Here is a 24,662-nt window from a genome sequence, read left to right as displayed (position 1 = left end):
CCTGCCAGTAAAAACTACGGCAGCGTCCCGTACGGCGTGGCCGCCGCCTTCGCGGCGTACAGGAAGGCGCCCTTGTTCTTCGGCCAGAACGTCGAGTCCATGCACGAGTACGCCGGGAAGAACCCGCTGCACGCCCCCGACCCGGCGCCGACCTCGAACGTGTACGACGGCACGCCGCGCGTCCCGTACAGCCAGTCGTCGGTCGCGCCCGGCGCGAAGTACCCGACCCCGCCGTCCCCGGTCGACACCGGGTACCCGTTGAACGCGCCCATCTTCTTGCCCAGGGCAACCAGCGCGGCCCGGTTCGGCGCGGCCGTGTTGGTGTACCCGTACGGCGCGAGGATGTCGTTGCCGTAACTGTGCAGCGACAGGAACACCCCGGTCGTGTCCGCATCAGCCGGCGAGCCCACGTCGCCCTTGGTGTCACGGAACAACCGGTCCAGCAGCCCCTGGATCGCGGCCGTCTCCGGCTCGGACTCCGCCTTCGCCCCCGGGTAGGTCTCGTCGCACGGCCCGCCTTCCTGCGGGTCCCACTGGAAGCCCGAGTTCCGGTTCAGGTCGACCCCGGCCGACGAGGCGGGACATCCACCCACGGCGTTGTTCACGTTCTTGCGCTGCAGCACCGGCCGGCTCGGCGAGGACGCGACCACGTCGACGCCGTCCGGGTTGGCCATCGGCACCACCCACAGCTCTCGCGTGTCCATCAGCCTGGTGATCTCCGCGTCCTTGCCGTACGACGACACCAGCTGGTCGATCCACCTGTACGCCAGCTCGCCGGTCGACAGTTCTCGCGCGTGGATCTGCGCGTGCAGCACGAACTTGGGCTTCTTGCCGGTGCTGCTCAACGCGCAGTCGCCGGCCACGAGCTTGGTGATGCACAGCGCCTGGATGTCGTGACCACCCTGGCCCTTCGTCTTCTTCCACGAGTCGCCGATGTCGTACAGCTTGACCAGGTCCGGGTGCGCCGAGGCGACGGCCGCGTTGTGCTCCTCGTGCCCGGTCGACGTGTGGTAGCCGCCGTAGAACGTCCCCGCGGCGTCGACACCACGGTCGACCGGTTGGTAGACGTCACCGATCTTGCCGAGCTCGACCCCGCGATCGCGCAAGCGCGCCACCTCGGTGGGAGTCGCGACGACGACCGGGCGCGAGCCGTGACCGTGGCTGATGTCGTAGCCGTCACGAATCAGTCCGGCGACCGTCGTACCGGCCGGAAGCTTGAGCGAGTAGTACGCCGGTTCAGGTGCGGCCACCGGCGGCGCTGCGCTGCCCGAAGGGGCGACGACGACGGCGGCGGCAGCGAGGGCCAGGCAGGCCAGGGGGACAGCGATTTTCCGCATGGGTTTCCTTCCGCGGGGCGGGGCGGTTCGGAACAGCAAACCTCACCCACGGTCGCCGTACCATCACAGCGAGCGCTCAGCCTCAGAACAGGATGGTCGCGAAGGTCTCGACGGTGCGGAAGCCCACCCGCTCGTACGCCGCCCGCGCGGGCGTGTTGAACGCGTTCACGTACAGCGTCACCACCGGCGCGATCTGGCGGGCCAGCTCGACCACGGCGGCCATGCCGGGCGCGGCCAGCCCCTGACCACGACGCTCCGGATCGACCCAGACGCCCTGGATCTGGCACACGCCGGTCCCGACCGACCCGACCTCGGCCTTGAACACGACCTTGCCGTCCTCGATCCGCGCGAACGCGCGCCCGGCACGGATCAGCTCGGCGACGCGCGACCGGTAGAACGTGCCGTCGGGCCCGGTCTGCGGCGGGACGCCGACCTCTTCGGTGTACATCGCCACGCAGGCCGGGTAGAGGATGCCCAGGTCGACCGGTTCGACCGGGCGGACCAGCGGATCGGGCTCGACCTGCGGCGGTCCTTCGATCACCATGAACGGCTGCTCGCCACGGATCTCGCGCGCCGGGCCCCAGTGCGGTTCGAGCGCGGTCCACAACTGGTCGACCGCGACGGCCGGTCCCAGGATCTGGAAACACGTGCGCCCACGACGCAGCGCGTACGCCGCGAACGCGCGCAGCGCGGCCTCGCTCGCGCCGACCGGGACCATGTTGCCGCCGGCGTGGCACAACGACTCGAGCACGCCCTTCTCGACGTACCCCCAGACCTCCGCGCCGCGGCGCGGATCCAGCCCGGACGCCTGCACGAGGCTGTCCACGAACACGTTCACGACAGGGTCGCGGGCGATGACGGCCCTCGCCGCTGAGAGGTCGCGAGGACCCAGAACCCGTACGCCCACGCGGAGAACCTAGCTGATCACGGCCGTTCTGGCGTGTAGCGGGTCGATTCAGGCTTTCGCCGGGTCGGCTTCGGATGCGAGGCGACGCAGGGGCGAGGTCCAAGCGACCAGTACGCCGGTGAACGCGAAGACGCCGAGCACCAGCATTCCGGTCCGCACACCGAGGTGGCTGCCGAGCACACCACCGGCGACCGAGCCGAGCGTCCAGCCGACTCCCCACGACAGCATCCGGCCGGCGGTGTTGACCCGGCCGAGCAGGTGTTCGGGGGTGACCTGCTGTCGGTACGAGATCGAGTTGACGATCACCAGCACGTACGCCGAACCCCAGACCAGCAAGGCGATCGCGGCCAGCGGCCACGTCGGCATCAACGGCGTCACCACCCCGAGCGCGGCCGAGGCCGGCAACGCGTACAACGTGATGCCGGCGGGCTGCATCCTGCGCAGCAGTCGCGGCAGACCGGACGCGGCCGCGAGCGCGCCGATCCCCCACGCGCCGTACACGAGACCGAAGCGCAGACCCGACGTACCGATGTGCAGGACGCGATCGGTCCAGACCACCATCAGCGCCATGAAGCCGCCGCCGGCGAACGACTGGATGCTGCCGATGATCGTCATGGTCCGCACGCCGGGATGCCGGACCAGGTAGCGCACACCCTCGGCGATGTCGGCGAAGACCACGCGCGGCCGCAGCGGTGGACGTCCCGCCCGCTGCTCCGACATCGCGCGGACGATGCCGCGGATCGCCAACGCCGACGCGGCGAAACTCAACGCGTCCAGCGCGAGCAGGGTCGCCGGGTTGATCACCGCGAGCGCGAGCCCGACCAGCGCCGGTACGAGCAGCTCGATCAGGCTGGACGCCGACCAGACCGCCGCGTTCGCCTGCGCGACCTGGGCGCGGCCGACCAGGACCGGGAGCGCGCCGAAGTTGGCGCCGTCGAAGAACGTCGCGACGCCCTGGACCAGGAACGCGACCACCAGGACCTGCGCGACCGTCAGCCCGCCAAGCCAGTAAGCGATCGGCACGGAACCGATCAGCCCGGCGTTGACCAGATCCGCCGCGACCATCACCCGTTGGCGGTTCCACCGATCGGCCAGCGCGCCCGCGAACAAACCCGCCAGCAGGTACGGCGCCGCCTCGAGGGCGGTAACCAACGCGGTCAGCAGCGGCGATCCGCTCAACCGGTAGACGAGCACCGGCAACGCGATCGCCGTCACCATCGACCCGGCTGTCGACAGCACCCGGCCGAGCCAGTAGCGCCGGAAGTCCGGATCGTCGCGCAGGCGCACCGGCGTACCGGCGTCGGCGGTCATCCGTGCACCCGGACCGGCTGACCGTCGGGGTCGGTGATGTGGATGGTCGTGCCGTCGAGCTCGGCGGAGTAGCCGGCGGCCTGCAGGCGAGCGGCGACGCCGGTCAGCGTCTCGGTCGTCCGGAAGTCGAGCCGGACGGCGAAGTCGCCGGCCTGGTCGAGGGCGACCGGCTGACGGACGCCGAGGAACTCCAGGAACGGCGTCCAGTCAGGCGTCGCGCCGGAAAGGTGCGGTGCGACCGTCAGCCGGGGGTCCGGCGGCGTCCGGTGGAGCTTGTAGCCGTACAGGTCCTCGGAGCGCTCGTCGATCCAGATCACCAGCCCGCCGGGCGCGGTGACCGACAGGACCCGGCCGTACGCCTCGTCCCAGGTCGTCGCATCTTCGTGGCCTGCGGCAACCAATCGGTCCCTGAGCCGGTCGATGTCCTCGGCCTCGAACGACAGCCGGGTGTCGCCGTGCTTGCCGCCGGTCGACGACGACGCGGCGTCGTGCAGCGCGACCATCCCGTCGCCGGCCACCATGTCCACCCAGCTACCCTGCTCCCCCTCGACGCGCGGCGCCAGACCGAGCGTCTCCAGGAACTGCCGCATCGCCTGCACGTCCGCCGTGAACCGCAACGGCCGGATCACCACGTCGTTCATCCTCGCGCCTCCCCGTGCTTGGCCAGGTACTCCGCCAGCGCCTGCTCGACCAGCGCGGACAGGCTGGCCCCCTCGTCGATCGCCTTGTGCTTGACCCGGCGAATCAGCTCGGGCGGCAGGTAGACGTTGAACTGCGCCTTCTTGGCAGCATCCTCGGGCATGGTTAGGATGCTAGCAAGCTAACGAGGAGGACGGCAATGTCGTTGCACCTGAACCACCTGAGCCTGCTCACCGACACCAACGAGAAGAACCAGGAGATCGCGGACTTCTTCGCGAACGTGCTCGGCCTGCCGGTCCGCGGCAACGCCGGAGAGGGGTACGCCGAGGTCGACGCCGGCGACGTCGTCGTCTCGCTGCACCGCGGCGCGCTGATCGACGACTACGGAGCGCTCGGCGGGACGCTCCTGCAGTTCGAGTCCGAGGACGTCGCGACGGACATCGAAGGGATCCGCGCGCGGGGCGGCAAGGTGGTGCTGGAGCCGATGGAGACCGACTGGGGCAGCACCAGCGCGTACGTCGCGGGGCCGCACGGCGTACTGGTCGAGGTCTGCAAGATGCACGGATGAGGCCGCGGCCCCCGACTGGGGGCCGCGGGTTCTCAGACCGTGGTGAGCAGGGCGTCGTCCAGGTTCTTCAGCAGCCACGCCTTCGGGCGGGCGCCGACGACGGACCAGATGAGTTCGCCGCGGTGGAACAGCATCAGCGTCGGCATCGCCATCACCCGGTAGCGCGCCGGGATCTCCGGGTTCTCGTCGGCGTTGAGCTTGACCACGCTGAGCCGGTCGGCACGCTCGACGGCGATCTGCTCCAGGACCGGCACGATCTGGTGGCACGGCGGGCACCACTGCGCCCAGAAGTCCACCAGCACGGGCCGGTCGGCCCCGAGGACCACCTCGTCGAAGTTGCCTTGATCAACTGTCTGCAGGGGCATGCGATCTCCTTCTCCAGTTCTCGGCATCGGCGAGGAGTCCGGTGAGCTTGCCGCGCAGGTCGGTCAGCTCGGCGATCCGCCGGTCCACCTCCGCGATCCGCAGCCGGTACGCCGACAGCGACGCCGGGCACACGTCGGCCCGGTCGTTGCCGGCCCGCAGGCACTCGATGAACGGGTAGGTCTGCTCCGCGGTCAGCCCGAGACTCAGCAACGCCTTCACCTCGCGGACGATCACGACGTCCTCCGCGCTGTAGCGGCGGTAGCCGTTCGGCTCCCGCTCGGGCTTCAGCAGTCCCTGCGACTCGTAGTACCGCACCGCCTTGACCGTCACACCGGCCTCGGCCGCCAGATCCCCGATCTGCATCCCGCCTCCTCGTCCCCGACGCTAAACCCTGCCCCTGGGGTCAAGGTCAAGCCTACGGTTGCCAAGGCCATCAGAATGGTCCGCATGATGCTCGGGAGCTTTCGGCACGACCCGGACCTGGACCTGACCGGGCGGACCCTGCAGCGCACCGCCGTACGGGGTGCGCTGTTTCGCGGGGACGAGCTGCTGATGCTCGGGTCGCGGCACGGGGACTACAAGTTCCCCGGTGGCGGGGTGGAGGCGGGCGAGGACCAGGCGGCGGCGTTGCAGCGCGAGTACGTCGAGGAGTGCGGGCTGGCTGATGTCGAGGTCGGGCTGTCCTTCGGCAGCACGGTCGAGTACCTGCGGGCGATCGAGCCGGAGTACCGGGTGTTCAAGATGACCTCGCACTACTTCTACTGCTCGGCTCCTGCTTCGGGCTTCGCCGAGCAGCAGCTGGAGGGCTACGAGGCGGAGCTCGAGCTGACTCCCCGCTGGATCACCGTGGCCGACGCCCTGCAGGCCAACCGAGCCGTGCAGGAGCGAGGCGTCGGCGTCATGCGGTGGCTGGTGCGGGAGACGAAGGTGCTTGAGCATCTGCTGACTGCCGGGCCACCTTCGCCAGCGGGCGCGTGAGCGCTGCCGAAGCGAGCAGCGACAGTACGGCGAGGCCGGCCATCGCTGGGGCCGGGCCGATCAGGTCCGCGGTGGCACCTGCGATGACAGCGGTCACGCCGAAGGTGGTCATCCGCAGAGCCGACTCCAGGCCCAGCACCTGGCCGCGCAGCTCGACGGGAGTCGCGTCGGTCAGCAGTTCCTGCTGAGCCAGTGAAGCGCCGTACCCGGTGCAGGCCACGGCAACGAGCGCAGCCAGTACGCCGAGCGGCAGGTGAAAGGCGAAGCCCAGGAACGGCACGGCGAGCAGGAAGCGCAGGTACGCGCTGACCGTCCGGCGTGAGTTCCGGTTGAGGAAGCGGCCGACCACCAGGTCGCCGGTCATCATGCCGGCGGCACCTGCGGCCAGGAGCAGCCCCGCACCCGCACCGGCGTACGGGACGAACAGGGCCTCGCAGCCGACGATCAGCCCGTTGGGGATGCACAGCGCAAGCAGCAGCGGACGGGTGCTCGGCCGCTGGAGCAGAACGCGATTGCCGCGCCAGGTCTCGCGCAGAGTCGTCCGGGCCATCCGACGCGGCGCGCGGTCCTCCAACCCGTAGCGGAGGACCGGGATGGCCAGCGCGGCGAAGGCTGTCGCCAGCCAGAACACCTGGTTGGGGTTGAGCACCTGGAGCAGCAGTCCGGCCGCGCCGAAGCCGGCGATCTGCATGGCGCCGACGGAGAGGTTCATCGCCGAGCGGCCGAGGACGAACTGGTCCGGCGCGACCACCTCGTTCAGCAGGCCCCACCGCACGCCGGCGCCGATGCTCAGGCCGTAGGCCACGGCCAGGGTGAGGATCACCCGGGCGGCCGAGGAGAGATCGAAGGCGGCCTGGGCGGCGACGGCTGCCGTCGAGAGCGCGGCGAGCAAGACCAGGATCCGCCGTGGGCGGGCGGTGTCGGCGGCCGACATCAGCGTCGACGCACCGACCACCTGCGCCAGCGACGGGCCGAACATCACGAACGCGGTCAGCAGCGCCGACCCTGTCTGGTCGTTCACCACGATCGCCAGGGTCAGGCTCGTCATCGTCGACGACGCGTTGCCCAGCGCACTGCTGAGCCACAGGCTGCGGAACTCGGAGCGGCGGAAGATCTCGCGGTAGGTGCTCATGCTCAAACCCTCGCCGTACGGCGGCCGGCCGCCTACAGTTTCGCCTGGAGCCGAAACGTCACGGATCCAGCAGTCGGGAGGAGGTGCACTCGTTGTCCGAGTTCCTCGTCGACGCCGACGTCCTGGTCAACGCCCGCTTCGGCACCTCCCAGCTGACCGAGACGGTCTCGGCCCTGAAGATGCTCCGGCAGCCCTCCCAGCCCTGGTACCGAGCGTGGCGCGACCTGCACCTCCCCGGCTGGCAGGCCGAACTGGCCGCTCACCCGCTGGGAGCCGCCATTCTCGACGCATCGTTCGGCCCTCGCTGGACCGCCGACTTCCTGACCGTCCCGCCGCTGGCGCCCGACCTCACCTTCGAGGAGGAGATCGCCCCGCTCGCTGCCCTCTCCGACGACCACATCCGCGCCGACCTGCTGGTCACCCGCTCCCCCGACGAGTCCAACTTCGCCGGCACCATCCGCAACGCCCGGGTGTCAGCCGACTCCGGGGCGGTGCGCGGAGCCCGCATGCCCTCCGCTGGCGACGACACCTCGCGCCGGTCGCCCGATCCAGGCGCCGCGCGCGACGCGCTCTCGCCCGCCGACGGCCACGGCGCGGCCTCACCCGCGCCCACCGGCATTTCGGCTCCGGCCGCCCTCTCACCCGACGACCTCCGCGCGCTTCCGTCCTTGGTTGCCGAGGGCCACAACCTCGCCGCCGAGGTGGCCGGCCTGCTGCGCTGGATCTGGACGACAACCATCGAACCCGACTGGCCTCGCCGGTACCGCGTCCTCCAGGCCGACATCGTCTCCCGTACGTCGAGCCTCAGCGCGCGCGGTTGGTCCGGCGTACTGGAGGGCCTCGGCCCCGACATCCGCTGGCTCGGCGACGGCCGCCTTCAGGTCAACCGCACGAACTTCCCGCCGACCGACGTCCGCGGGCACGACCTGATGTTCATCGCCACCCACGCCCTGCGCTCCAGCGTCACCTGGCGCCTGCCCGACCAGTTCGCGATCACCTACCCGGTCAGCGGCATCTTCGCCGCCGTCCAGCCCCTGGCCGAACCGCTCGTCCGCCTCCTCGGCCGCAACCGCGCCCGAATCCTCGTCGAAGCAGCGACCCCGGTCAGTACGACGTCGCTGGTCGCAACCACCGGTCTGTCCCTGGCCAGCGTCGCCGACCACCTGCGCGTCCTGTCCGACGCGGGCCTGCTCCACCGCCGCCGCTCCGGCCGCCAGGTCCTGTACTGGCAGACCACGACAGGCCGCGACATCACCACCGGCCAACCGGACTAGCTGATCCCGGTCTCCTGCCGAACCCACTCGGCCAGCACCTTGGCGGCCGCATCGACCTGAGCAGGCCAGTCCAGCGCGCTGTCGTCAGCAGAGTCCGACACGTACTTCACCAACCGCACCGGTACGCCGAACTCCCGGCACGCGTACGCGACGCCGTACGCCTCCATGTCGACCAGGTGAGCCCGCTCGGCCAGCCGATCCCGGACCACGGGATCGGTCACGAAGACATCGCCGGACGCCAGCACCGTCCCGTCGCCGCCCTCGATCGGCAGCGACTCCTTCGGGTCCAGGCCGATCGCCCGGACCGCGTCGGCGTTGACGTCGTGGTTGATCACCTCGCTGGGCAGAAACAGCCCGGCCAGCCCGTCGCGCAGCGCGCCCGTCGTACCGACGTTGAGCACGACGAGCTCGGTGGTGTCCGTCGCCGCGAGTGCCTTCGCGGTGGCGACCGCGGCCGCCGTCTTGCCGACCCCGGTCAGCACGACCGGAATCCCCTCGGGCACGTACTTCGCCTCACCCGCGATTGCACTGACCACCAGGTACCGAGTCACAGGCGGAAGCGTACTGGCGCCGGACGACGAAAGGTGCCACCGCCGGGACGGTGGCACCTTCGCGACAACTTCGCTGACGGCTTCAGGTCAGGGCAGGTTCACGTACAGCGCCAGGAAGGTCCGGGCCGACACGGTGTCGAGCCGGTACGCGACGTTGGTGGCGTAGCAGGGGGTGTCGCCGGTGATCGTCGTGGCGGCGAGCACCAGGCGGCCGTTCAGCGTCACGAAGTTCGGGCCGCCCGAGTCGCCGTAGCAGGCACCGCCGTTGCCCTGCGGGGCGGTCATCGCGAGCCGCACCCAGGTCTTGTTCAGGGCGTTGAAGCCCTCCGGAGCCTTGAGGCGTACGCCGCCACCGGGATGCGTGTGGCCACCCGGGCCGCGGACCGCTTCCTGGGTGCCGTAGCCGACAGCGAGCCAGGGCGCCGCGTCGAGCGCACGACTGCCGAGGGCGCTCAACTGGCCGGCCGTCGGCAGCGTGGCCGGGGTGAAGGACCAGACGTCGGCCGGTGTGGTCTGCCGGTCGGCGAAGTCGATCACGCCGATGTCGTGGGCGTCGGCTGAGGTGCCGGGGTAGGCGGCGTCCTGGTGAGGGTCGCCTTCGACCGCGTGCCCACCGGCGACGAAGGCGGCCGCGGTCTGCGCCGGGGTCAGTCCGGCCGCGGCGGCCTGGTCCAGCCGGGACTGGACGTCCTGGTCGAGCGACACGTAGAACCGCGTGCCCGCGGGCCAGTCGTCGGTGCAGTGCGCGGCGGTCAGGTAGGTGTCGTCATCGACCATCGTCCCGCTGCAGACCCAGTCGAACCGGTCCGGCACCGCGTCACCGGTGGTGTCCCACAGGGCCAGGAACGCGCCGACCTCGGTGCGTTCCGGCGCGGGGCTGGAGTTGTAGGAGTTGATCGCCGCGGCGGGCAGCGTGGCCGCACAGGCAGCGGCGCCCACCGTGAGCACGGCGAGAATCTTGCGGATCATGGTGTGCCTCCGAACGGCCCGCCGCAGGGAAGGCGAGCCGTTTCGCACACTATGCCGCCCCCCGAACCGGGGGAAGACGATGCCGTCCGCCCGCGGGAAACCACTCACCGCGAGATGCCGGCCCCTTCGTCCTGACCGTCACCAAGACCCGCGCCGACAAGCTGGGCCTGTACGGCGCCCGTCCGTCCTCCGGCACCGTCGCCCGGCCTCACGCGGCCGCGAGTTGCGCGGCCGCCATCGACAACTGGTCAGCCGACGGTGACCGTCGGCTCGCCGCCCTCGACGCCCTCGCCCATCTCCTCGGCGATCCGCATCGCTTCCTCGATCAGGGTCTCGACGATCTGCGACTCGGGCACCGTCTTGATCACCTCGCCCTTGACGAAGATCTGTCCCTTGCCGTTGCCGGAGGCAACACCCAGGTCGGCCTCGCGGGCCTCACCCGGACCGTTCACCACGCAGCCCATCACGGCGACCCGCAGCGGCACCTCCATGCCCTCGAGCCCGGCGGTGACCTGCTCGGCCAGCGTGTACACGTCGACCTGGGCGCGCCCGCAGGACGGGCAGGAGACGATCTCGAGCTTGCGCTCGCGCAGGTTCAGCGACTGCAGGATCTGCAGACCGACCTTGACCTCCTCGACCGGCGGCGCTGACAGCGAGACGCGGATCGTGTCACCGATCCCCTTCGACAGCAGCGCGCCGAACGCGACCGACGACTTGATCGTGCCCTGGAACGCCGGCCCGGCCTCGGTCACACCGAGGTGCAGCGGCCAGTCGCCGCGCTCGGACAGCATCTCGTAGGCCTTGACCATCACGACCGGGTCGTTGTGCTTGACCGAGATCTTGAAGTCGTGGAAGTCGTGCTCCTCGAACAGCGACGCCTCCCAGACCGCGGACTCGACCAGCGCCTCCGGAGTCGCCTTGCCGTACTTCTGCAGCAGCCGCGGGTCCAGCGAGCCGGCGTTCACGCCGATCCGGATCGAGGTGCCGTGGTCCTTGGCGGCCGCCGCGATCTCCTTGACCTGGTCGTCGAACTTGCGGATGTTGCCCGGGTTGACCCGGACCGCCGCGCAGCCGGCCTCGATCGCCGCGAACACGTACTTGGGCTGGAAGTGGATGTCGGCGATCACCGGGATCTGCGAGTGCTTGGCGATCTCCGGCAGCGCGTCGGCGTCGTCCTGCGACGGGCAGGCGACCCGGACGATGTCGCAGCCGGCCGCGGTCAGTTCCGCGATCTGCTGCAGCGTGGTGTTGACGTCGGACGTCAAGGTCGTGGTCATCGACTGCACCGACACCGGCGCGTCGCCACCGACCAGCACCTTGCCCACCTTGATCTGGCGGGTCTTGCGGCGCGGGGCGAGGGTCGGCGGAGGCAGCGCGGGCATGCCCAGGGAGATGCTCATTTTTCCTTTAACCGTTGAGGACTTATCCGTTGAAGAGCTTGATCGGGTTGACGATGTCGGCGATGACGAGCAGCACGCCCATCACCACGATCACACTGGCCGCGACGTACGCGATCGGCAGCAGCTTGGCGACGTCGACGTAGCCCGGGTCGGGGCGGCCGAGCAGCTTGGCGAAGCCGCGCTTGACGCCCTCCCAGATCGCGCCCAGCATGTGCCCGCCGTCCAGCGGCAGCAGCGGGATGAAGTTGAACAGGGCCAGGAACAGGTTCAGCGAGGCGAGCAGCGAGACCAGGAACGCGATCCGCGCACCGCCCGACAGGTCCTGGTTCGACGCGACCTCGCCGGCGACCCGGCTGGCGCCGACGACGCTCATCGGGCTGTCCTGGTCGCGGTCGCCGCCGACGATCGACTTGGCCACCCCGACCAGCTTCTCGGGGAAGTTGCCGAGCGCCTTGACGGTGGCCACCGTCAGCTCGCCCATCTTGTCGACCACGAAGCCGAAGTCCTGACGCTCGACCTTCTGCTCCGGCGAGACGCCGAGGAAGCCGACCTGGACGAACTTGTCGGAGTTGGCGTCGTCGCGGACCTGGTTGACGATCGTGTTGGTCTTCAGCTCGGTCCGGGCACCGTTGCGCTCGACGACGATCGTGGCCGGCTTGTCGGTGTTGGCCCGGATCAGCGGGGTCAGCTGGTCCCAGCTGTCGATCGTGGTGCCGTTGAAGGAGACGATCTTGTCGCCGACCTGGAAGCCCGCCACCTTGGCCGGCGACTTCTGGTCGCCGTCGGTGCACTTGCGGTCGGCCGAGGCCTGCGAGGCCGGGATCACACAGTCGGTCACGGTCGCGACCGTGGTCTGCGCCACGTTCGCGCCGTACAGCATGAACAGGCCGCCGAACAGGACGAACGCGATCACCACGTTGACCAGCGGGCCGGAGGCCATCACGATCAGCTTCTTCCACCACACCTTCTGGTAGAACAGCCGGCCGTCGTCGCTCGGCTCGATCGTCTCGTATTCGGCGGAGCGGGCGTTCTCGACCATCGACTGGATCGGTCCGGTGTTGGCCTTGCGGACCTTGGTCGGGTCCTGGCCCTTGGCCGGCGGCATCATGCCGATAATCCGGACGAACCCGCCGGCCGGGATCGCCTTGATCCCGTACTCGGTCTCGCCGCGCTTGACCGACCAGATCGTCCGGCCGAAGCCGACGAAGAACTGGGTCACCTTCATCCCGAACAGCTTCGCCGGGACCATGTGACCGACCTCATGCAGGCCGACCGAGACGAGGATGCCCACGACGAACAGAACCACGCCGATGAGGGTCAGTAGAGCGGTCATGCCGGTGGGGTCTCCTGGCCGTTGTCGTTGCCGCCGCCGGTCAGCTCGCGGGCCCGGGTCCGCGCCCAGGCGTCCGCGGCGAGCACGTCGTCGATGGACAGTTCCTCGTACGAGGGTACGTCGTGTTCGGTCACCACCCGGGCGACGGTGTCGACGATCGCCAGGAACGGCAGCCGGCCGTCCCGGAACGCCTGGACGCAGACCTCGTTCGCCGCGTTGAACACCGCCGGGGCGGTGCCGCCCCGGGTGCCGGCCTCGCGGGCCAGCTGGACCGAGGGGAACGCCTCGCCGTCGAGCGGCAGGAACTCCCAGCTGCTCGCCTCGGCGAAGTTCCAGGGCGGCGACGCGTCCGGTATCCGGTCGGGCCAGCCGAGCCCGAGCGCGATCGGCACCGTCATCGTCGGCAGGCCGACCTGCGCGATCGTGGCGCCGTCGGTGAACTCGACCATCGAGTGCACCGCCTGCTGCGGGTGCACGACGACGTCGACCCGGTCGATCGGTACGCCGAACAGCAGGTGCGCCTCGATCAGCTCCAGCCCCTTGTTGACCAGCGTCGCCGAGTTGATCGTCACGACCGGGCCCATCGCGAAGTTCGGGTGCGCCAGCGCCTGCTCGACCGTCACCTCGGCCAGCTCCGACCGGGCGCGACCGAGGAAGGGGCCACCGCTCGCGGTCAGCACCAACCGGCGTACCTCGTCAGCGCTGCCGCCGCGCAGGCACTGGGCGATCGCGCTGTGCTCGGAGTCGACCGGCACGATCTGCCCCGGCTTGACTCGGCGGGTGACCAGCGGCCCACCGATGACCAGGGACTCCTTGTTGGCCAGGGCCAGCGTGTTGCCCGCGTCGAGCGCGGCCAGCGTCGGCCGCAGCCCGAGCGAGCCGGTGATGCCGTTCAGTACGACGTCGCACGGCAGCGCGGCGAGCTCGCTGGACGCGTCCGGCCCGGTCAGGATCTTCGGGATCCGGAACTCGCCCTGCGCGTACCCCTTCCGCTGCGCTTCGGCGTAGAACGCGAGCTGCAGGTCCTGGGCCACCGTCGCCTTGGCGACCGCCACCACGTCGACCTCGAACTCCAGCGCCTGCCGGGCCAGCAGGTCGACGTTGCCACCGCCCGCGGACAGCGCACTCACCCGGAACCGGTCACGGTTGCGCCCGATCAGCTCCAGGGCCTGAGTGCCGATGGAGCCGGTCGAGCCGAGGATGACGACGGTACGCGGATTCACAACGCCATTGTTTCAGGTCGGCCCCCTCGCCAGCGATTCGCCGTACGACGTCCTGTGGACAACCGGTGACCGCCGGTACGCCGAACACCGGCGCGGCGGACCGCGGGCGGCGATACCTTTGGCCTCATGAGTCTGGAACAGCCGCCGCCCGCCCGCCGCGCGTCCGATCGGGACCGGGAGCAGGCCGCCTCGGTGGTGCAGGAAGCCCATGGCGACGGACGGCTGGACTTCCAGGAGCTGGACGAGCGGCTGACCCAGATCTACGCCGCCAAGACCGATATCGAGCTGCGCGCGGCGACCGCCGATCTCGTCCCGGTCGAGCCCGCCGGCGCGGCCGAGCTGACGATCCGGGCCAAGCACAGCGCGCAGAAGCGGGAAGGCGCCTGGCAGGTCCCCGAACGGGTGGTCACGCTCGCCGAGCACTCGAGCATGAAACTCGACTTCACCGACGCCGTCGTCCGGCGGCCCGAGGTGCACGTGGCCGCCGAGCTGAAGCACAGCTCGCTGACCATCATCGTGCCGAGCGGCTGGGTGGTGAACCTCGACGACATCGACGTCATCGGCAGCTCCGCCAACAACAAGACGGGCCCGGCCACGCGCGACGGTGTCCGGCTGGTCGTCACCGGTTCGGCGAAGTGGAGCTCGGTCACCGTCCGGCACCCGCGCAAGCGGCGCTGGTGGTGGCCGTTCTACTCCAAGTGAGGATTCCCGCACCCCTCGAGGTGAGGCGTTCCACAGTCGGATGTGTGGTTTGCCCCAAGGACTGACAGGCCCGCTTGCGGATAGTTTGACGGCATGACCGTTTCCCTGGACCTCGTCGACGTCGACTCGCTGCTCACCGAGGAGGAGCTCGCCATCCGGGCAACCACTCGCCGGTTCGCCGACGAGCGCCTCCGCCCCTCGCTGCCCGAGTGGTTCGAGTCGGCGACGATCCCGGCGCGTGAGCTGGCCAAGGAGCTCGGCGCGCTCGGCCTGCTCGGCATGCACCTGACCGGGTACGGCTGCGCCGGGCTGGGACCGGTCGCGTACGGGCTGGCCTGCCTGGAGATCGAGGCGGCCGACTCGGGCATGCGGTCGCTGGTGTCGGTGCAGGGCTCGTTGGCGATGTACTCGATCTGGAAGTACGGCAGCGAGGAGCAGAAGACCGAGTGGCTGCCGCGGATGGCCGCCGGTGAGGCGATCGGCTGCTTCGGGCTGACCGAGCCGGACTTCGGGTCCAACCCCGGCGGGATGCGGACCAACGCACGGCGCGACGGCGACGACTGGATCCTCAACGGGTCGAAGATGTGGATCACCAACGGCTCGGTGGCCGACGTCGCGGTGGTCTGGGCACGGACCGACGACGGCGTACGCGGCTTCGTCGTACCGACGTCGACGGCTGGGTTCTCGGCACCGGAGATCACCCGCAAGCTGTCGCTGCGGGCGTCGGTGACGTCCGAGCTGATCCTGACCGACGTCCGGCTGCCGGCCTCGGCGATGCTGCCCGAGGCGCGCGGACTGTCGGGTCCGCTCGGCTGCCTGAACGAGGCGCGCTTCGGCATCATCTTCGGCGCGATGGGCGCGGCCCGCGACTGCCTCGAGACCGCTGTCTCGTACGCCGGTGAGCGGCAGGTGTTCGACAAGCCGCTGTCCGCGTACCAGTTGACCCAGGCCAAGCTGGCCGACATGGCCGTCGAGCTGAACAAGGGCGTCCTGCTCGCCGTCCACCTCGGCCGGCTGAAGGAAAAGGGCTCGCTGCGGCCCGAGCAGGTCAGCGTCGGCAAGCTCAACAACGTCCGTGAGGCGATCGCGATCGCCCGCGAGTGCCGCACGATCCTGGCCGCGAACGGGATCAGCGGGGAGTACCCGGTACTTCGGCACGCCAACAACCTCGAGTCCGTACTGACCTACGAGGGCACGTCGGAGGTGCACCAGCTGGTGATCGGCCAGGCGTTGACCGGACAGTCCGCCTTCCGCTGAGCCGTCCGCGGCGCCGGAGAGCCAGTCGGCTGGATGTCACACCAGGCGGGCGCCGCCGTCGAGGTGCAGGACCGTGCCGGTCAGGAACGGGTTGGTGATCGCACTCAGGACGGCCTGCGAAATGTCCTGGGTACTACCGATCCGCCGGGCCGGATTCTTCGCGGCCACGCCGCTGAAGAACGAGTCGCGGTCCGCACCCATCCCGTCCCAGGCCCCGGAGTCGACGATGCCCGGCGACACGGCATTGACCCGGACCGGAGCCAGCTCGACGGCCAGTGCTTGCCCGAGGAAGGCGACCGCGCCGTTCGTCGTCGCCGTCACCACCATCCCCGGCTTCGGCCGCCAGCCGACGATGCCGGAGAAGAGCGTCACGGAGCCCACCGGCCGCAGGTGCTTGACCAGCAGCAGCGCACCGATCACCTTCGCGTCGAACGCGCGAGTGATCGCCTCCCGCTCCAGCTTCTCCACCGGTCCCTTCGCCGGCGCGTTGGCCAGGGAGATCAGGTGCTCGACCACCACATCGCGCCGCGTGAGTTCGGTGGCCAGCTCGGCGATCGACTCCTCGTTGCCCAGATCAACGACCGCCGTCGCCACCGAGCCCTGGATCGAGTCCGCCACCGCCCGGACCGCGTCGGCGCTGCGCCCGGTGATCGTCACCAGTGCGCCCTGGTCGACGGCGTCCTGCGCCAACTGTCTGCCGATCCCGGAACCACCCGCCACGATCACCACGTGCTTGCCCTTGAGTTCCGTCGCTGTTGTCATGCCTCAACCCTGGCGGGACGAAGCCATCCACACAAAGACCGATTGTTGATCCCTGCCATAGGATCCTTCTATGCCTACCTTGCGGGCCCTCGAGTGCTTCGTCGCGGTCGTGGAGGCCGGGTCGATCACCGGCGCGGCGGCACGGCTTCACCTGTCGCAACCCGCGCTCTCGCACCAGATCGCAGTCCTGGAGCACGAACTCGGCTCCCCGCTGCTCGAACGACTCCCCCGCGGTATCCGCCCGACCTCCGCCGGCCGGGAAGCGTTGCGCCACGCTGAGGATGCTCTGGAGGCGGCCGACCGCGTCGTGCGAGCCGGCCGTGCCGTCAGCGCCCTGGATGAAGGGCAGCTACGCATCGGCTGCGCGGGTTCGATGACCGCCACTCTGCTGGCACCTCTGCTGCGCGCCTGGCGACGGCGCCATCCGGGCGTGCGACTGGTCCTGCAGGAGCAGAACAGCGCCGACGCGCTCGCCATGATGATCACCAACGACGAGATCGACGTGGCGATCAGCCCGCGCCCGACCCGCTGGGACGGCGCCGTCGACCTGATCGCGAGCGAAGAGCTCGTCGTCGTCTTCCCCACCGGCGACCCACTCGGCAGCACGCCGGGCCCCATCCCGATCAGCGCGCTGCACGGCTACCCCCTGATCCAGTACGCCGGTCCCTACGGCTTGGCCAGCTGGCTCGACGGACTCCTCACCGAGCATCAGGTGGTGCCCGAGACCGTGATCCGCACCCGCCAGATCACCTCGGCGCCGGCGTTGGCCGCGGCCGGACTCGGAGCGGCCGTCGTACCGGTGAGCAGCGTCCCGGCCGGGTTCGCGGGGACCGTGCACCGGCTCGACCCGCCGCAGGCGCGGGACGTCGTCGCGCTGACGACCGGACGGGCCGACGTACTGGTGGCGCAGTTCGTGACGAACGCCAAAGCGACCGGTCTGCGCATTCCGGCAGCCGTCGTCCGCCAGTTGGACGCGGTACGAGCCTGACGCGCGGCGCCGGACCGCGCCGCCAGCCGATCAGTCGTTAAAGTTGACAGGTCCCTCCCAGGCGGTTGTGCATGGCAACTGGACTAGATGGGTACTGGGAGTGAGCAAGGACAACGCAACGTCACCCCATCCCCCGCCCAAGCGACCGGCCGCGTGCGGCCAGGAGACGGAGGCACAGGATGCGAATCGGCGTCGGAATCTTTCTGGTCACCGTGGGCGCGATCATCGCGTTCGCCGTCCGCGACACCTCGGGCCCCATCGACTTCACCGTCGTCGGCGTGGTCATCATGCTGGCCGGCCTCGCCGGCATGTGGCTGTCGTACCGGGTCGCGAACCGCAACCACCTCGAGCACGACGACACCGCGATCATCAAGCCGCGCGTCGAGGAGCAGTACAGCACCGAGCCCCACGCCTACCCGCTCGACCACGAGATCGACGTGACCCCGACGGAGTACAAGGACCACCCGAGCGAGCGCCGCTGACCCTTCCGTACGGCGGCGTTCGACGCGCATGCTGAAGCACGGGAAGGGGGTGGGTCGCGATGACCGATCGCAATCGCGAGGTGCTGGAGGGGTTGTGGCCGGTCGACGGGGTCGTGACGCTGTCGGCCGAGGACGAGCACGCGCTGCGCGCCGAGGACTACGTGTTGGAGATGCCGCAATCCGGTGAGCGCCTGGTCGGCCGGGACAAGATGCTGGCGCTGCAGTCGGAGTACCCGAACCCGCCGTCGATCGAGATCCAGCGGATCGTGGGCGAAGGTGACCACTTCGTCGTTCTCGGGCGCTCGGACTACGGTGGCGACATCTACTACGTGGCGAACGTCGTGGAGTTTCGCGACGGGCTGATCGCCCGGGAGACGCGGATCTACGGTTCGCCGTTCGACCCACCGGCCTGGCGAGCGTCGTACACGAGTTGACCCACACCACCGCTGAGCCGTTCGCGCACTACAGTCCCCGGCATGAATCGATGGGGCAAGGCCGTTCTGGTCTGCGGGGCGGTCGCCCTGGTCGGAGCGGTCGCGGTGGTCGTCGTGCGGCGTACTGATGGTCACGACCCGGCGGCTACCGGGACGCCCTCGTCCTCTCCCTCGGCTTCATCCACACCGACGCCAACGCCGGCTCCGACGCCGGCTCCGACCTCCCCTTCGCCGAGCACTCCCGCAACCACCCGCCCGGTGACCGAGCGGTACGACCGCGACGTGACCTTCAACCCGCTGTACCGAGTCGGCCGGATCGCCGCGTCCCAGTGCAAGGAGCCGGCCGTCCGCCCCACGTCGGTCGCCAACGTCCGTGCGTACTACACCCAGTCCGTCGCCTGCCTGAACAAGGTCTGGGGGCCGGCGATTCGCAAGGCGGGCTACCCGTTCACACCGCCGGAGCTCGTCGTCCACGCCGGTCAGCAGCCGGCCAACGTCTGCCAGGTGAGTGACAAGGCGGCGTACTGCGCCAACGTCATCTACATGGATGCGAACGCCGACATCGCCGACTACCGGGCTTTCGACCGGATGTGGGTCCGGACCCGGATGTCGTTCCTGATCGGGCACGAGTACGGCCATCACGTGCAGGATCTGGTCGGCATCATGCGCTCCTCCTACAGCCGCGCGAGCTACGCCGCCAGTACTGATGGCCGGCTGACCGAGAGTCGTCGCCGCGAACTGCAGGCCTCGTGCCTGAGCGGCGTCTACCTCGGCGGCGACCGATCCTTCTTCCCCGCCAAGGGTGCCTGGCTGACGAAGTGGCGCTGGCTGGTGCGCAACCGCGGCGACGCCTGGAACCCGACCCGCTCGCACGGCAGTCCGACCAACCACGCGTACTGGTCGCTGCGCGGCTTCAACACTGCCGACCCGGCCGCCTGCAACACCTTTACTGGTCCTCCGGCGCGCGTCGCCTGACCCTCGGCTGCGCCTGGCGCGGCTCAGGGCGCCAGGGATTTCAGCAGGTAGTCGCAGGGATCCGCGTGCGCGACGAGAACGATGCCGTCGGCATCCACCTCGGTCCACTCGTCGATCACCCTGAGGGATGCGGGCCGATAGCCGAGCCGCACGTACAACCGCGTGGCACCCGAGTTGTCCAGCTCCACCGCAAGACCGATCGCATCCCGTTGCCAGCTGCGCGCAAGGTCCTCGGCCGCCGCGATCAGCGCGGACCCGACGCCGGCGCCCTGGACGAAGGCGTGCAACCCGTTGATCTCCGCCGGATCGTGAGCCGCCACGACCTCCGCGTACTTCGACGTACGCAGCAAACTGGCCTGACCGACGATCCCGCTCCCGTCGTACGCGAGCAGGAACGCCGCATCGCCGCGCTCCTGCTCGACCCAGCGACTCTCCAGATGCGCCCGCCGAGCAGACGATCCCGCGACGGCGAGCAGTCGGTCAACGTCCTGGCGCGTCGCGGGTCTGATCTCGGGCACGCCACGACCGTAGCCACCTCGGCCTATCTGCCGCAGCCCGATTTCCGGCGCGGCGCCGTCGGAATGACGGCTGTCAGACCGGCCTCCTACTTGGCGACCTCGGTCGCGCGTGACTCGCGGACGACGGTGACGCGGATCTGGCCGGGGTAGGTGAGCTCCTCCTCGACCTGCTTGGCGATGTCGCGCGCCATCACCTGGGCGGCGATGTCGTCGACGGCGTCCGGCAGCACCATCACGCGGATCTCGCGACCGGCCTGCATCGCGAACACCTTCTCGACGCCGTCGTGGTGCATCGCGATCTCCTCGAGCCGTTCGAGCCGCTGCACGTACGCCTCGAGCGACTCCCGTCGCGCACCCGGCCGGCCACCGCTGACCGCGTCCGCCGCCTGGGTCAGCACGGCCTCGACGGTCCGGACCTCGACCTCGTTGTGGTGCGCCTCGATGCAGTGCACGACGTCGTCGTTCTCGCCGTACTTGCGCGCCAGGTCGGCCCCGACGATCGCGTGGCTGCCCTCCGACTCGTGTGTCAGCGCCTTGCCGATGTCGTGCAGGAACGCGCCGCGCTTGCACAGCTTCGGGTCCAGCCCGAGCTCGGCCGCCATCATCGACGCGATGTGCGCCGACTCGATCAGGTGCTTGAGCACGTTCTGCCCGTACGACGTCCGGTAGCGCAGCAACCCCATCGTCCGCACCAGCTCCGGGTGCAGGTCGGTGATCCCGACCTCGGCCATCGCGTCCTCGGCCGCGCGCATGCACAGCTCGGCGACCTCACCCTTGCTGCGCTCGTAGATCTCCTCGATCCGGCTCGGGTGGATCCGGCCGTCCAGCACCAGCGAGTCCAGCGTCAGCCGCGCGGTCTCCCGCCGTACCGGGTCGAAGCAGGACAGCAGCACCGCCTCGGGGGTGTCGTCGATGATCAGGTTGACGCCGGTGGTCTGCTCGAACGACCGGATGTTGCGGCCCTCGCGGCCGATGATCCGGCCCTTCATGTCGTCGCTGGGCAGGTGCACGACCGAGACGACCGACTCGCTGGTCTGCTCCGACGCGAGCCGCTGGACCGCACCGGTGATGATCTTGCGGGCCTTGATCTCGCCCTCGTCCTGGGCCTGGCGCTCGATGTCGCGAACGATCGTGTGCGCGTGCCGCTTCGCCTCGGCCTCGAGCGCGGCGACCAGCTCGGTCTTGGCCTGCTCGCTGGTCAGGTTCGCGACGCCTTCGAGGATTCGCCTGCGCTCGTCCTCGAGGTCGCGGATCTCGGCGCGCTGCCGGTCGAGCTCGGCGAGTTGGGCCGTGAGCTCGTTCTGCCGTTCCTCGATCCCGCGCAGCTGCTCGTCGAGCCGCTCCTCCCGCTCGGTCAGCCGGTGCTCGCGCCGTTCCATCTCGAGCCGCTGCTCGCGCAGATCGTCACGAATCGACTGCGCCTCGGTCTCGGCATCCCGCCGTACGACGGACGCCCGCTGCTCAGCCTCCCGCCGGATCTCCGACGCGCGGTCCTCGGACTGCCGGCGTACCTCGTCGGCGCGCTGCTCGATCTCCTTCGCCCGCAACTCGGACTGACGACGCAGCTCCTCGGCCTGCTGCTCCGCCTGACGGCGAACCTCCTCGGTCCGCTGCTCGGACTCCTTGGCGCGGGTCTTGATCAGCGCGGCCTCGTCCTCGGCCTCGCGCCGGATCCGGTCGCCGACCGACTTCGCCTCGGCCACCGCGGTCGCGGCCTCGAGCTTCGCGTTCGCCTCGGCCGCGGCCACCTCGGCGCCCTTGCGCCGCGTCAGCGTCAACCCGATCCAGGCGAGCAATCCGACCACGAGGAGACCGACGACCACCAGACCGACGGACGTCGCCGTCAGCGTCGCGGCGTACGAGATCACGGCGTACGGCCCGGCCGAAAGCTGCGGCACCGGCGTCTCCCCTCATCGAGTCACGCCTCGGGCGTGACCAGCTCTGGTCGAAGGGAGCACCACACAGCGGCCAGAAGCCAGAAGACGGTACGCCGGAACGCGCCAACCGGGATTGAGCCGTCGGCTGTCCGCCGATGGCGTTCCTCCCCGGTAAGCGCCGGGTCCGTTCCTATGCGGCGGTGGGCAGTACGCCCGCCACCGGCAAGCTCAGGAGAGCTCTGGTCTCGTATCCCCGGTCCGCGCCTGCGCGCGTCCCGGCCCTCGGCCAACCGGCCGACCTCTGCGATGTCATCAACCGTCCGGGTGGACGGTCCCCTTACTGATTCCGAGGCTAAGCGCGCCTATCCACAGGGTCAAGACGGACACACTCCCACCACGACCCGCAAACGCCGGCACCCCGGCCCGGAGGCGCGTACGCCGTCCGTGAGCCGGGGTGCGGGGGACTGTCCCGCCGGGTACGACGCATCCGGCGGCGTGCTGAGCGCCGCTGGCTACCTGGGGCTGGGCGGCCCGCCGGTCGCCGTACCTCGCGGCGTACTGAGCCGTCGGTTACCCGGGGCCGGGAAGCCCGCCGTCCGCCGTACCGGTCGCCGTACCTCCGGTCTCGGCTCCCTCGGTCCGAGAACCGGCCGAGCTGGCGTCGCTCTCACTCACATCAGGCGCCTGCCCACCGACGACCCGGCCGTCCGCGGATGCGGCGCCCTCATCGTCTCCAGTGGGATCGACCGGATCCGGGTCGACCGTTCCGGCGTCACCCGCCGCGGAGTCGGCGCCGTCCGGGGACTGGGTCGCCGCGTCCGGGGCGCCGTCGTCCGGCCCGGTCGGCGGCTGAGCGTCGGCCTGGCCCGCTGGGCTTTCGGTCTGGCCCGCGGGGCTTTCCGCCTGATCAGTCGTCGCTTGGGTGCCGGCTGTGTCTCCAGCCTGATCGCCCGCGGCCCCGCCCGACCCCGCCTGACCGTCCGGCCCCGCCTGGTCGCCCGGCCCAGCCGGGTCGCCCGCGGCTCCGCCCGACTGCGAGTCGACGTAGCTGCCGACCTTCTGCTGGACCGAGTCGACCTTCTCCGCGTACTTCCCGCCGGTCTGCTTGTCGATCAGATCGCCGGCCTTCTCCACACCTGCCTTGATCTTGTCCGGGTTCTCCTTGACGACGTTCCGGAGCCAGTTCTTCGCCTGTTCCTGGAAATCGTTCATTGCACCCTCCAAAGAGGTGTCAGGGGCGGATCTCAACGAAAAATCCCAGCCTACGACCGGCGCCAAGCCGATCTCTCCTTCGGATGACACACCCGTCACCGACACCCGTCAACATCCCTCGCCGTCCACCCCCCGCATTGCAACCCGCGCCTCCATCACCCCGCGACCTGCGATTTTCCGCCCGAAACCGCCGAAAATCGCCCATCTCCGCGTACCAACGAACGGCATCTCACCGCCCTTGGAACCGCCCGGTCGCCAGGTACGCCTGATAAAGCCCGAGCACCACCTCGGTCTGCGGCTGCAACTCCCCCGGCGGCTGGTCCACCGCCCAGAACCCAGCCTCGATCACCTCCTCCGGCTCCACCTGCACCTCCCCCTCCCACACCCGAGCCTCGAAACACAGCGCGAAACAGTGCATCCGATCGCCGTTCGGATACGTGATCTCATGCACCTCCGGCTCGGACAACGATGCGAACGGCACCAAATCCTCCTCCCGCACCCGCAACCCCGATTCCTCGAACAACTCCCGCGCCGCGGTCCCCCGAAAACTCGACCCCGGCTCCGCCGCCCCCGCCGGAATCTCCCACAACCCCGAATCCCGCCGCCGCTGAAACAGAACCCGCTCCCCCACCCCAACCACCACCACCTGAGCCCCCGGCATCAACAACAACCCGTTCCCCACCTGCTGCCGAAGCTGCCACGTGTAAGACCCCACATATCCCATCCCAGCAGTCTGCCGCCCCACGCCCAGGCGCAGCACACGCTCAAGGCGTGCCACCTCCGCGCAATGCCGACCCCGATCCCCACGCGCTCCCCGCATTGCCGACCCCGATCCCGACGCGCTCCCCGCAATGCCGACCCCGATCCCGACGCGCTCCCCGCAGTCCAAGGCCACCCGCCCGCACAATCTGCTCCGGCAACCTCCGCAGTGGCGCCCCGCCCCACGCCCGGACACAGCACAAGCTCAAGCCGCACCAGTTCCGCCGCGGCGTGTGCTTGAGGGGTGCGAATGGTGGTGCGGGTGGTTAGTCGGTGCCGCATCAGCTCCGCCGCAGCGTGTACTTCGGGGGTGCGAATGGTGGTGCGGGTGGTTAGTCGGTGCCGCACCAGCTCCGCCGCAGCGTGTACTTCGGGGGTGCGAATGGTGGCGCGGGTGGTTAGTCGGTGCCGGCCCCGCTCGTCGGGCCGGCTGTGTCGAAGAGTTCGTCGCGGGTGCTCAGGCCGGCTACAGGCCGCGGACAGCACCGGGGTAGTAGCCGCCGCGCTGCCGCCCGACGAGCTTGGCCTCCAGGCCGTCGGCCGCGTCGACGCTGCCAGCTCCACCGCCAGCGCGTGCGCCTCCGCACTGGTCAGCCCGCCGGTCAGCTCGAGCCGCCGTCGTTCAGGCCGGATCGCGGCGCGTTTCCCCACAGACCACCGTCCCAACGCCAGGCGCCCGCGCGATCTGCTCTCCGCCACCCCACAGAG

27 protein-coding genes are annotated in these 24,662 nt (G+C 70.0%); 9 read left to right on the top strand and 18 right to left on the bottom strand.

The genetic code is table 11. The annotated features are described in order from the left end of the window. Positions 1–14: 14 nt before the first annotated feature. From ABD235_RS04840 to ABD235_RS04820, 5 genes are all read right to left on the bottom strand, one after another. Positions 15–1,337 carry a M14 family zinc carboxypeptidase gene (locus ABD235_RS04840; RefSeq protein ID WP_344169966.1) on the bottom strand — a complete coding sequence of 441 codons (1,323 nt, stop codon included), beginning with the start codon at positions 1,335–1,337 and terminating at the stop codon, positions 15–17. 82 nt (positions 1,338–1,419) lie between these two features. Continuing rightward, positions 1,420–2,244, bottom strand: a complete 825-nt coding sequence (locus tag ABD235_RS04835) for a GNAT family N-acetyltransferase (RefSeq protein WP_344169963.1) — start codon at positions 2,242–2,244, stop codon at positions 1,420–1,422. Positions 2,245–2,292: 48 nt separating this feature from the next. Further along, positions 2,293–3,555 (bottom strand): MFS transporter, encoded by a 1,263-nt coding sequence (locus ABD235_RS04830; RefSeq protein ID WP_344169960.1) that lies wholly within the window; start codon positions 3,553–3,555, stop codon positions 2,293–2,295. Continuing rightward, positions 3,552–4,196: a VOC family protein gene (locus ABD235_RS04825; RefSeq protein WP_344169957.1), complete on the bottom strand. Its 645-nt coding sequence runs from the start codon at positions 4,194–4,196 to the stop codon at positions 3,552–3,554. Before ABD235_RS04825 ends, ABD235_RS04830 begins: the two co-directional genes overlap by 4 nt. Beyond that, positions 4,193–4,357, bottom strand: coding sequence for a ribbon-helix-helix domain-containing protein (locus tag ABD235_RS04820; protein ID WP_344169954.1), 165 nt, complete (start codon positions 4,355–4,357; stop codon positions 4,193–4,195). Before ABD235_RS04820 ends, ABD235_RS04825 begins: the two co-directional genes overlap by 4 nt. 36 nt (positions 4,358–4,393) lie before the next feature. Between ABD235_RS04820 and ABD235_RS04815 the strand changes: the two genes are divergently transcribed. Beyond that, positions 4,394–4,762, top strand: coding sequence for a VOC family protein (locus tag ABD235_RS04815; protein ID WP_344169951.1), 369 nt, complete (start codon positions 4,394–4,396; stop codon positions 4,760–4,762). Between the two features lie 32 nt (positions 4,763–4,794). On the opposite strand, the gene trxA is transcribed toward ABD235_RS04815, so the two are convergent. Continuing rightward, on the bottom strand, positions 4,795–5,127 hold the full coding sequence (gene trxA / locus ABD235_RS04810) for a thioredoxin (RefSeq protein WP_344169948.1): 333 nt from the start codon (positions 5,125–5,127) through the stop codon (positions 4,795–4,797). After that, positions 5,108–5,491, bottom strand: a complete 384-nt coding sequence (locus tag ABD235_RS04805) for a MerR family transcriptional regulator (protein WP_344169945.1) — start codon at positions 5,489–5,491, stop codon at positions 5,108–5,110. The genes trxA and ABD235_RS04805 overlap by 20 nt, the downstream gene beginning before the upstream one ends. A gap of 84 nt (positions 5,492–5,575) precedes the next feature. Here ABD235_RS04805 and ABD235_RS04800 point away from each other — a divergent pair, with 84 nt between their 5' ends. Next, complete coding sequence (locus tag ABD235_RS04800; protein ID WP_344169942.1) at positions 5,576–6,106, top strand: NUDIX domain-containing protein; 531 nt, start codon at positions 5,576–5,578, stop codon at positions 6,104–6,106. Here ABD235_RS04800 and ABD235_RS04795 read toward each other — a convergent pair. Next, positions 6,027–7,238, bottom strand: coding sequence for an MFS transporter (locus tag ABD235_RS04795; protein ID WP_344169939.1), 1,212 nt, complete (start codon positions 7,236–7,238; stop codon positions 6,027–6,029). The genes ABD235_RS04800 and ABD235_RS04795 overlap by 80 nt on opposite strands. A gap of 92 nt (positions 7,239–7,330) precedes the next feature. On the opposite strand from ABD235_RS04795, the gene ABD235_RS04790 reads away from it, so the two are divergent. After that, positions 7,331–8,512, top strand: coding sequence for an ArsR/SmtB family transcription factor (locus tag ABD235_RS04790; protein ID WP_344169936.1), 1,182 nt, complete (start codon positions 7,331–7,333; stop codon positions 8,510–8,512). Here the strand turns inward: ABD235_RS04790 and ABD235_RS04785 are convergent. The 5 genes from ABD235_RS04785 to dxr all read right to left on the bottom strand — a co-directional run bounded on the left by ABD235_RS04785 (position 8,509) and on the right by dxr (position 13,988). Continuing rightward, entirely contained in the window at positions 8,509–9,063 is a 555-nt protein-coding gene (locus tag ABD235_RS04785; protein WP_344169934.1) for a nucleosidase, read from the bottom strand. The two genes, ABD235_RS04790 and ABD235_RS04785, sit on opposite strands and share 4 nt — an antisense overlap. Positions 9,064–9,150: 87 nt before the next feature. Further along, on the bottom strand, positions 9,151–10,032 hold the full coding sequence (locus ABD235_RS04780) for a trypsin-like serine protease (RefSeq protein ID WP_344169931.1): 882 nt from the start codon (positions 10,030–10,032) through the stop codon (positions 9,151–9,153). Positions 10,033–10,280: 248 nt separating this feature from the next. Then, entirely contained in the window at positions 10,281–11,432 is a 1,152-nt protein-coding gene (gene ispG, locus ABD235_RS04775; RefSeq protein ID WP_344169928.1) for a flavodoxin-dependent (E)-4-hydroxy-3-methylbut-2-enyl-diphosphate synthase, read from the bottom strand. A gap of 22 nt (positions 11,433–11,454) precedes the next feature. Then, complete coding sequence (locus tag ABD235_RS04770) at positions 11,455–12,765, bottom strand: M50 family metallopeptidase (RefSeq protein WP_344169925.1); 1,311 nt, start codon at positions 12,763–12,765, stop codon at positions 11,455–11,457. After that, positions 12,762–13,988 carry a 1-deoxy-D-xylulose-5-phosphate reductoisomerase gene (dxr, locus tag ABD235_RS04765; protein ID WP_344169922.1) on the bottom strand — a complete coding sequence of 409 codons (1,227 nt, stop codon included), beginning with the start codon at positions 13,986–13,988 and terminating at the stop codon, positions 12,762–12,764. Before dxr ends, ABD235_RS04770 begins: the two co-directional genes overlap by 4 nt. 126 nt (positions 13,989–14,114) lie before the next feature. Here dxr and ABD235_RS04760 point away from each other — a divergent pair, with 126 nt between their 5' ends. Both ABD235_RS04760 and ABD235_RS04755 read left to right on the top strand, forming a co-directional pair. Then, entirely contained in the window at positions 14,115–14,690 is a 576-nt protein-coding gene (locus ABD235_RS04760) for a DUF1707 SHOCT-like domain-containing protein (protein WP_344169920.1), read from the top strand. 93 nt (positions 14,691–14,783) lie between these two features. Then, a complete protein-coding gene (locus ABD235_RS04755) occupies positions 14,784–15,947 on the top strand; it encodes an acyl-CoA dehydrogenase family protein (protein ID WP_344169918.1) in 1,164 nt (387 codons plus the stop codon). A gap of 36 nt (positions 15,948–15,983) precedes the next feature. On the opposite strand, the gene ABD235_RS04750 is transcribed toward ABD235_RS04755, so the two are convergent. Further along, on the bottom strand, positions 15,984–16,709 hold the full coding sequence (locus ABD235_RS04750) for an SDR family oxidoreductase (protein ID WP_344169915.1): 726 nt from the start codon (positions 16,707–16,709) through the stop codon (positions 15,984–15,986). 70 nt (positions 16,710–16,779) lie between these two features. Here ABD235_RS04750 and ABD235_RS04745 point away from each other — a divergent pair, with 70 nt between their 5' ends. From ABD235_RS04745 to ABD235_RS04730, 4 genes are all read left to right on the top strand, one after another. Next, entirely contained in the window at positions 16,780–17,697 is a 918-nt protein-coding gene (locus ABD235_RS04745) for a LysR family transcriptional regulator (RefSeq protein WP_344169913.1), read from the top strand. Between the two features lie 179 nt (positions 17,698–17,876). Beyond that, entirely contained in the window at positions 17,877–18,179 is a 303-nt protein-coding gene (locus ABD235_RS04740; protein WP_344169910.1) for a DUF6458 family protein, read from the top strand. A gap of 59 nt (positions 18,180–18,238) precedes the next feature. Beyond that, positions 18,239–18,613: a nuclear transport factor 2 family protein gene (locus ABD235_RS04735; RefSeq protein ID WP_344169907.1), complete on the top strand. Its 375-nt coding sequence runs from the start codon at positions 18,239–18,241 to the stop codon at positions 18,611–18,613. Positions 18,614–18,655: 42 nt separating this feature from the next. Then, positions 18,656–19,588, top strand: coding sequence for a neutral zinc metallopeptidase (locus tag ABD235_RS04730; protein WP_344169905.1), 933 nt, complete (start codon positions 18,656–18,658; stop codon positions 19,586–19,588). 23 nt (positions 19,589–19,611) lie between these two features. Here ABD235_RS04730 and ABD235_RS04725 read toward each other — a convergent pair whose 3' ends face one another. The 4 genes from ABD235_RS04725 to ABD235_RS04710 form a co-directional block, all read right to left on the bottom strand. After that, complete coding sequence (locus ABD235_RS04725) at positions 19,612–20,106, bottom strand: GNAT family N-acetyltransferase (RefSeq protein ID WP_344169902.1); 495 nt, start codon at positions 20,104–20,106, stop codon at positions 19,612–19,614. Between the two features lie 86 nt (positions 20,107–20,192). Further along, a complete protein-coding gene (gene rny / locus ABD235_RS04720; protein ID WP_344169899.1) occupies positions 20,193–22,004 on the bottom strand; it encodes a ribonuclease Y in 1,812 nt (603 codons plus the stop codon). 549 nt (positions 22,005–22,553) lie between these two features. Then, positions 22,554–23,195, bottom strand: coding sequence for an Rv0909 family putative TA system antitoxin (locus ABD235_RS04715; protein ID WP_344169896.1), 642 nt, complete (start codon positions 23,193–23,195; stop codon positions 22,554–22,556). 229 nt (positions 23,196–23,424) lie between these two features. Continuing rightward, positions 23,425–23,919 carry an NUDIX domain-containing protein gene (locus ABD235_RS04710; RefSeq protein WP_344169892.1) on the bottom strand — a complete coding sequence of 165 codons (495 nt, stop codon included), beginning with the start codon at positions 23,917–23,919 and terminating at the stop codon, positions 23,425–23,427. Positions 23,920–24,662 lie beyond the last annotated feature (743 nt).

It is taken from the genome of Kribbella lupini, assembly GCF_039529595.1.
GTDB classification, from domain to species: Bacteria; Actinomycetota; Actinomycetes; order Propionibacteriales; family Kribbellaceae; genus Kribbella; species Kribbella lupini.
The sequence above is the reverse complement of the archived record's forward strand: the minus strand, read 5'-3'. Positions and strand labels throughout refer to the sequence as shown.

Bases quoted from the DNA above. Each gene is read 5' to 3' on its own strand.
- ABD235_RS04840 (WP_344169966.1), bottom strand. From the start codon at position 1,337: ATGCGGAAAATCGCTGTCCCCCTGGCCTGCCTGGCCCTCGCTGCCGCC.
- ABD235_RS04830 (WP_344169960.1), bottom strand. From the start codon at position 3,555: ATGACCGCCGACGCCGGTACGCCGGTGCGCCTGCGCGACGATCCGGAC.
- ABD235_RS04825 (WP_344169957.1), bottom strand. From the start codon at position 4,196: ATGAACGACGTGGTGATCCGGCCGTTGCGGTTCACGGCGGACGTGCAG.
- ABD235_RS04820 (WP_344169954.1), bottom strand. From the start codon at position 4,357: ATGCCCGAGGATGCTGCCAAGAAGGCGCAGTTCAACGTCTACCTGCCG.
- ABD235_RS04815 (WP_344169951.1), top strand. From the start codon at position 4,394: ATGTCGTTGCACCTGAACCACCTGAGCCTGCTCACCGACACCAACGAG.
- trxA (WP_344169948.1), bottom strand. From the start codon at position 5,127: ATGCCCCTGCAGACAGTTGATCAAGGCAACTTCGACGAGGTGGTCCTC.
- ABD235_RS04805 (WP_344169945.1), bottom strand. From the start codon at position 5,491: ATGCAGATCGGGGATCTGGCGGCCGAGGCCGGTGTGACGGTCAAGGCG.
- ABD235_RS04800 (WP_344169942.1), top strand. From the start codon at position 5,576: ATGATGCTCGGGAGCTTTCGGCACGACCCGGACCTGGACCTGACCGGG.
- ABD235_RS04795 (WP_344169939.1), bottom strand. From the start codon at position 7,238: ATGAGCACCTACCGCGAGATCTTCCGCCGCTCCGAGTTCCGCAGCCTG.
- ABD235_RS04780 (WP_344169931.1), bottom strand. From the start codon at position 10,032: ATGATCCGCAAGATTCTCGCCGTGCTCACGGTGGGCGCCGCTGCCTGT.
- ispG (WP_344169928.1), bottom strand. From the start codon at position 11,432: ATGAGCATCTCCCTGGGCATGCCCGCGCTGCCTCCGCCGACCCTCGCC.
- ABD235_RS04770 (WP_344169925.1), bottom strand. From the start codon at position 12,765: ATGACCGCTCTACTGACCCTCATCGGCGTGGTTCTGTTCGTCGTGGGC.
- ABD235_RS04760 (WP_344169920.1), top strand. From the start codon at position 14,115: ATGAGTCTGGAACAGCCGCCGCCCGCCCGCCGCGCGTCCGATCGGGAC.
- ABD235_RS04755 (WP_344169918.1), top strand. From the start codon at position 14,784: ATGACCGTTTCCCTGGACCTCGTCGACGTCGACTCGCTGCTCACCGAG.
- ABD235_RS04750 (WP_344169915.1), bottom strand. From the start codon at position 16,709: ATGACAACAGCGACGGAACTCAAGGGCAAGCACGTGGTGATCGTGGCG.
- ABD235_RS04745 (WP_344169913.1), top strand. From the start codon at position 16,780: ATGCCTACCTTGCGGGCCCTCGAGTGCTTCGTCGCGGTCGTGGAGGCC.
- ABD235_RS04740 (WP_344169910.1), top strand. From the start codon at position 17,877: ATGCGAATCGGCGTCGGAATCTTTCTGGTCACCGTGGGCGCGATCATC.
- ABD235_RS04735 (WP_344169907.1), top strand. From the start codon at position 18,239: ATGACCGATCGCAATCGCGAGGTGCTGGAGGGGTTGTGGCCGGTCGAC.
- ABD235_RS04730 (WP_344169905.1), top strand. From the start codon at position 18,656: ATGAATCGATGGGGCAAGGCCGTTCTGGTCTGCGGGGCGGTCGCCCTG.
- ABD235_RS04715 (WP_344169896.1), bottom strand. From the start codon at position 23,195: ATGAACGATTTCCAGGAACAGGCGAAGAACTGGCTCCGGAACGTCGTC.
- ABD235_RS04710 (WP_344169892.1), bottom strand. From the start codon at position 23,919: ATGGGATATGTGGGGTCTTACACGTGGCAGCTTCGGCAGCAGGTGGGG.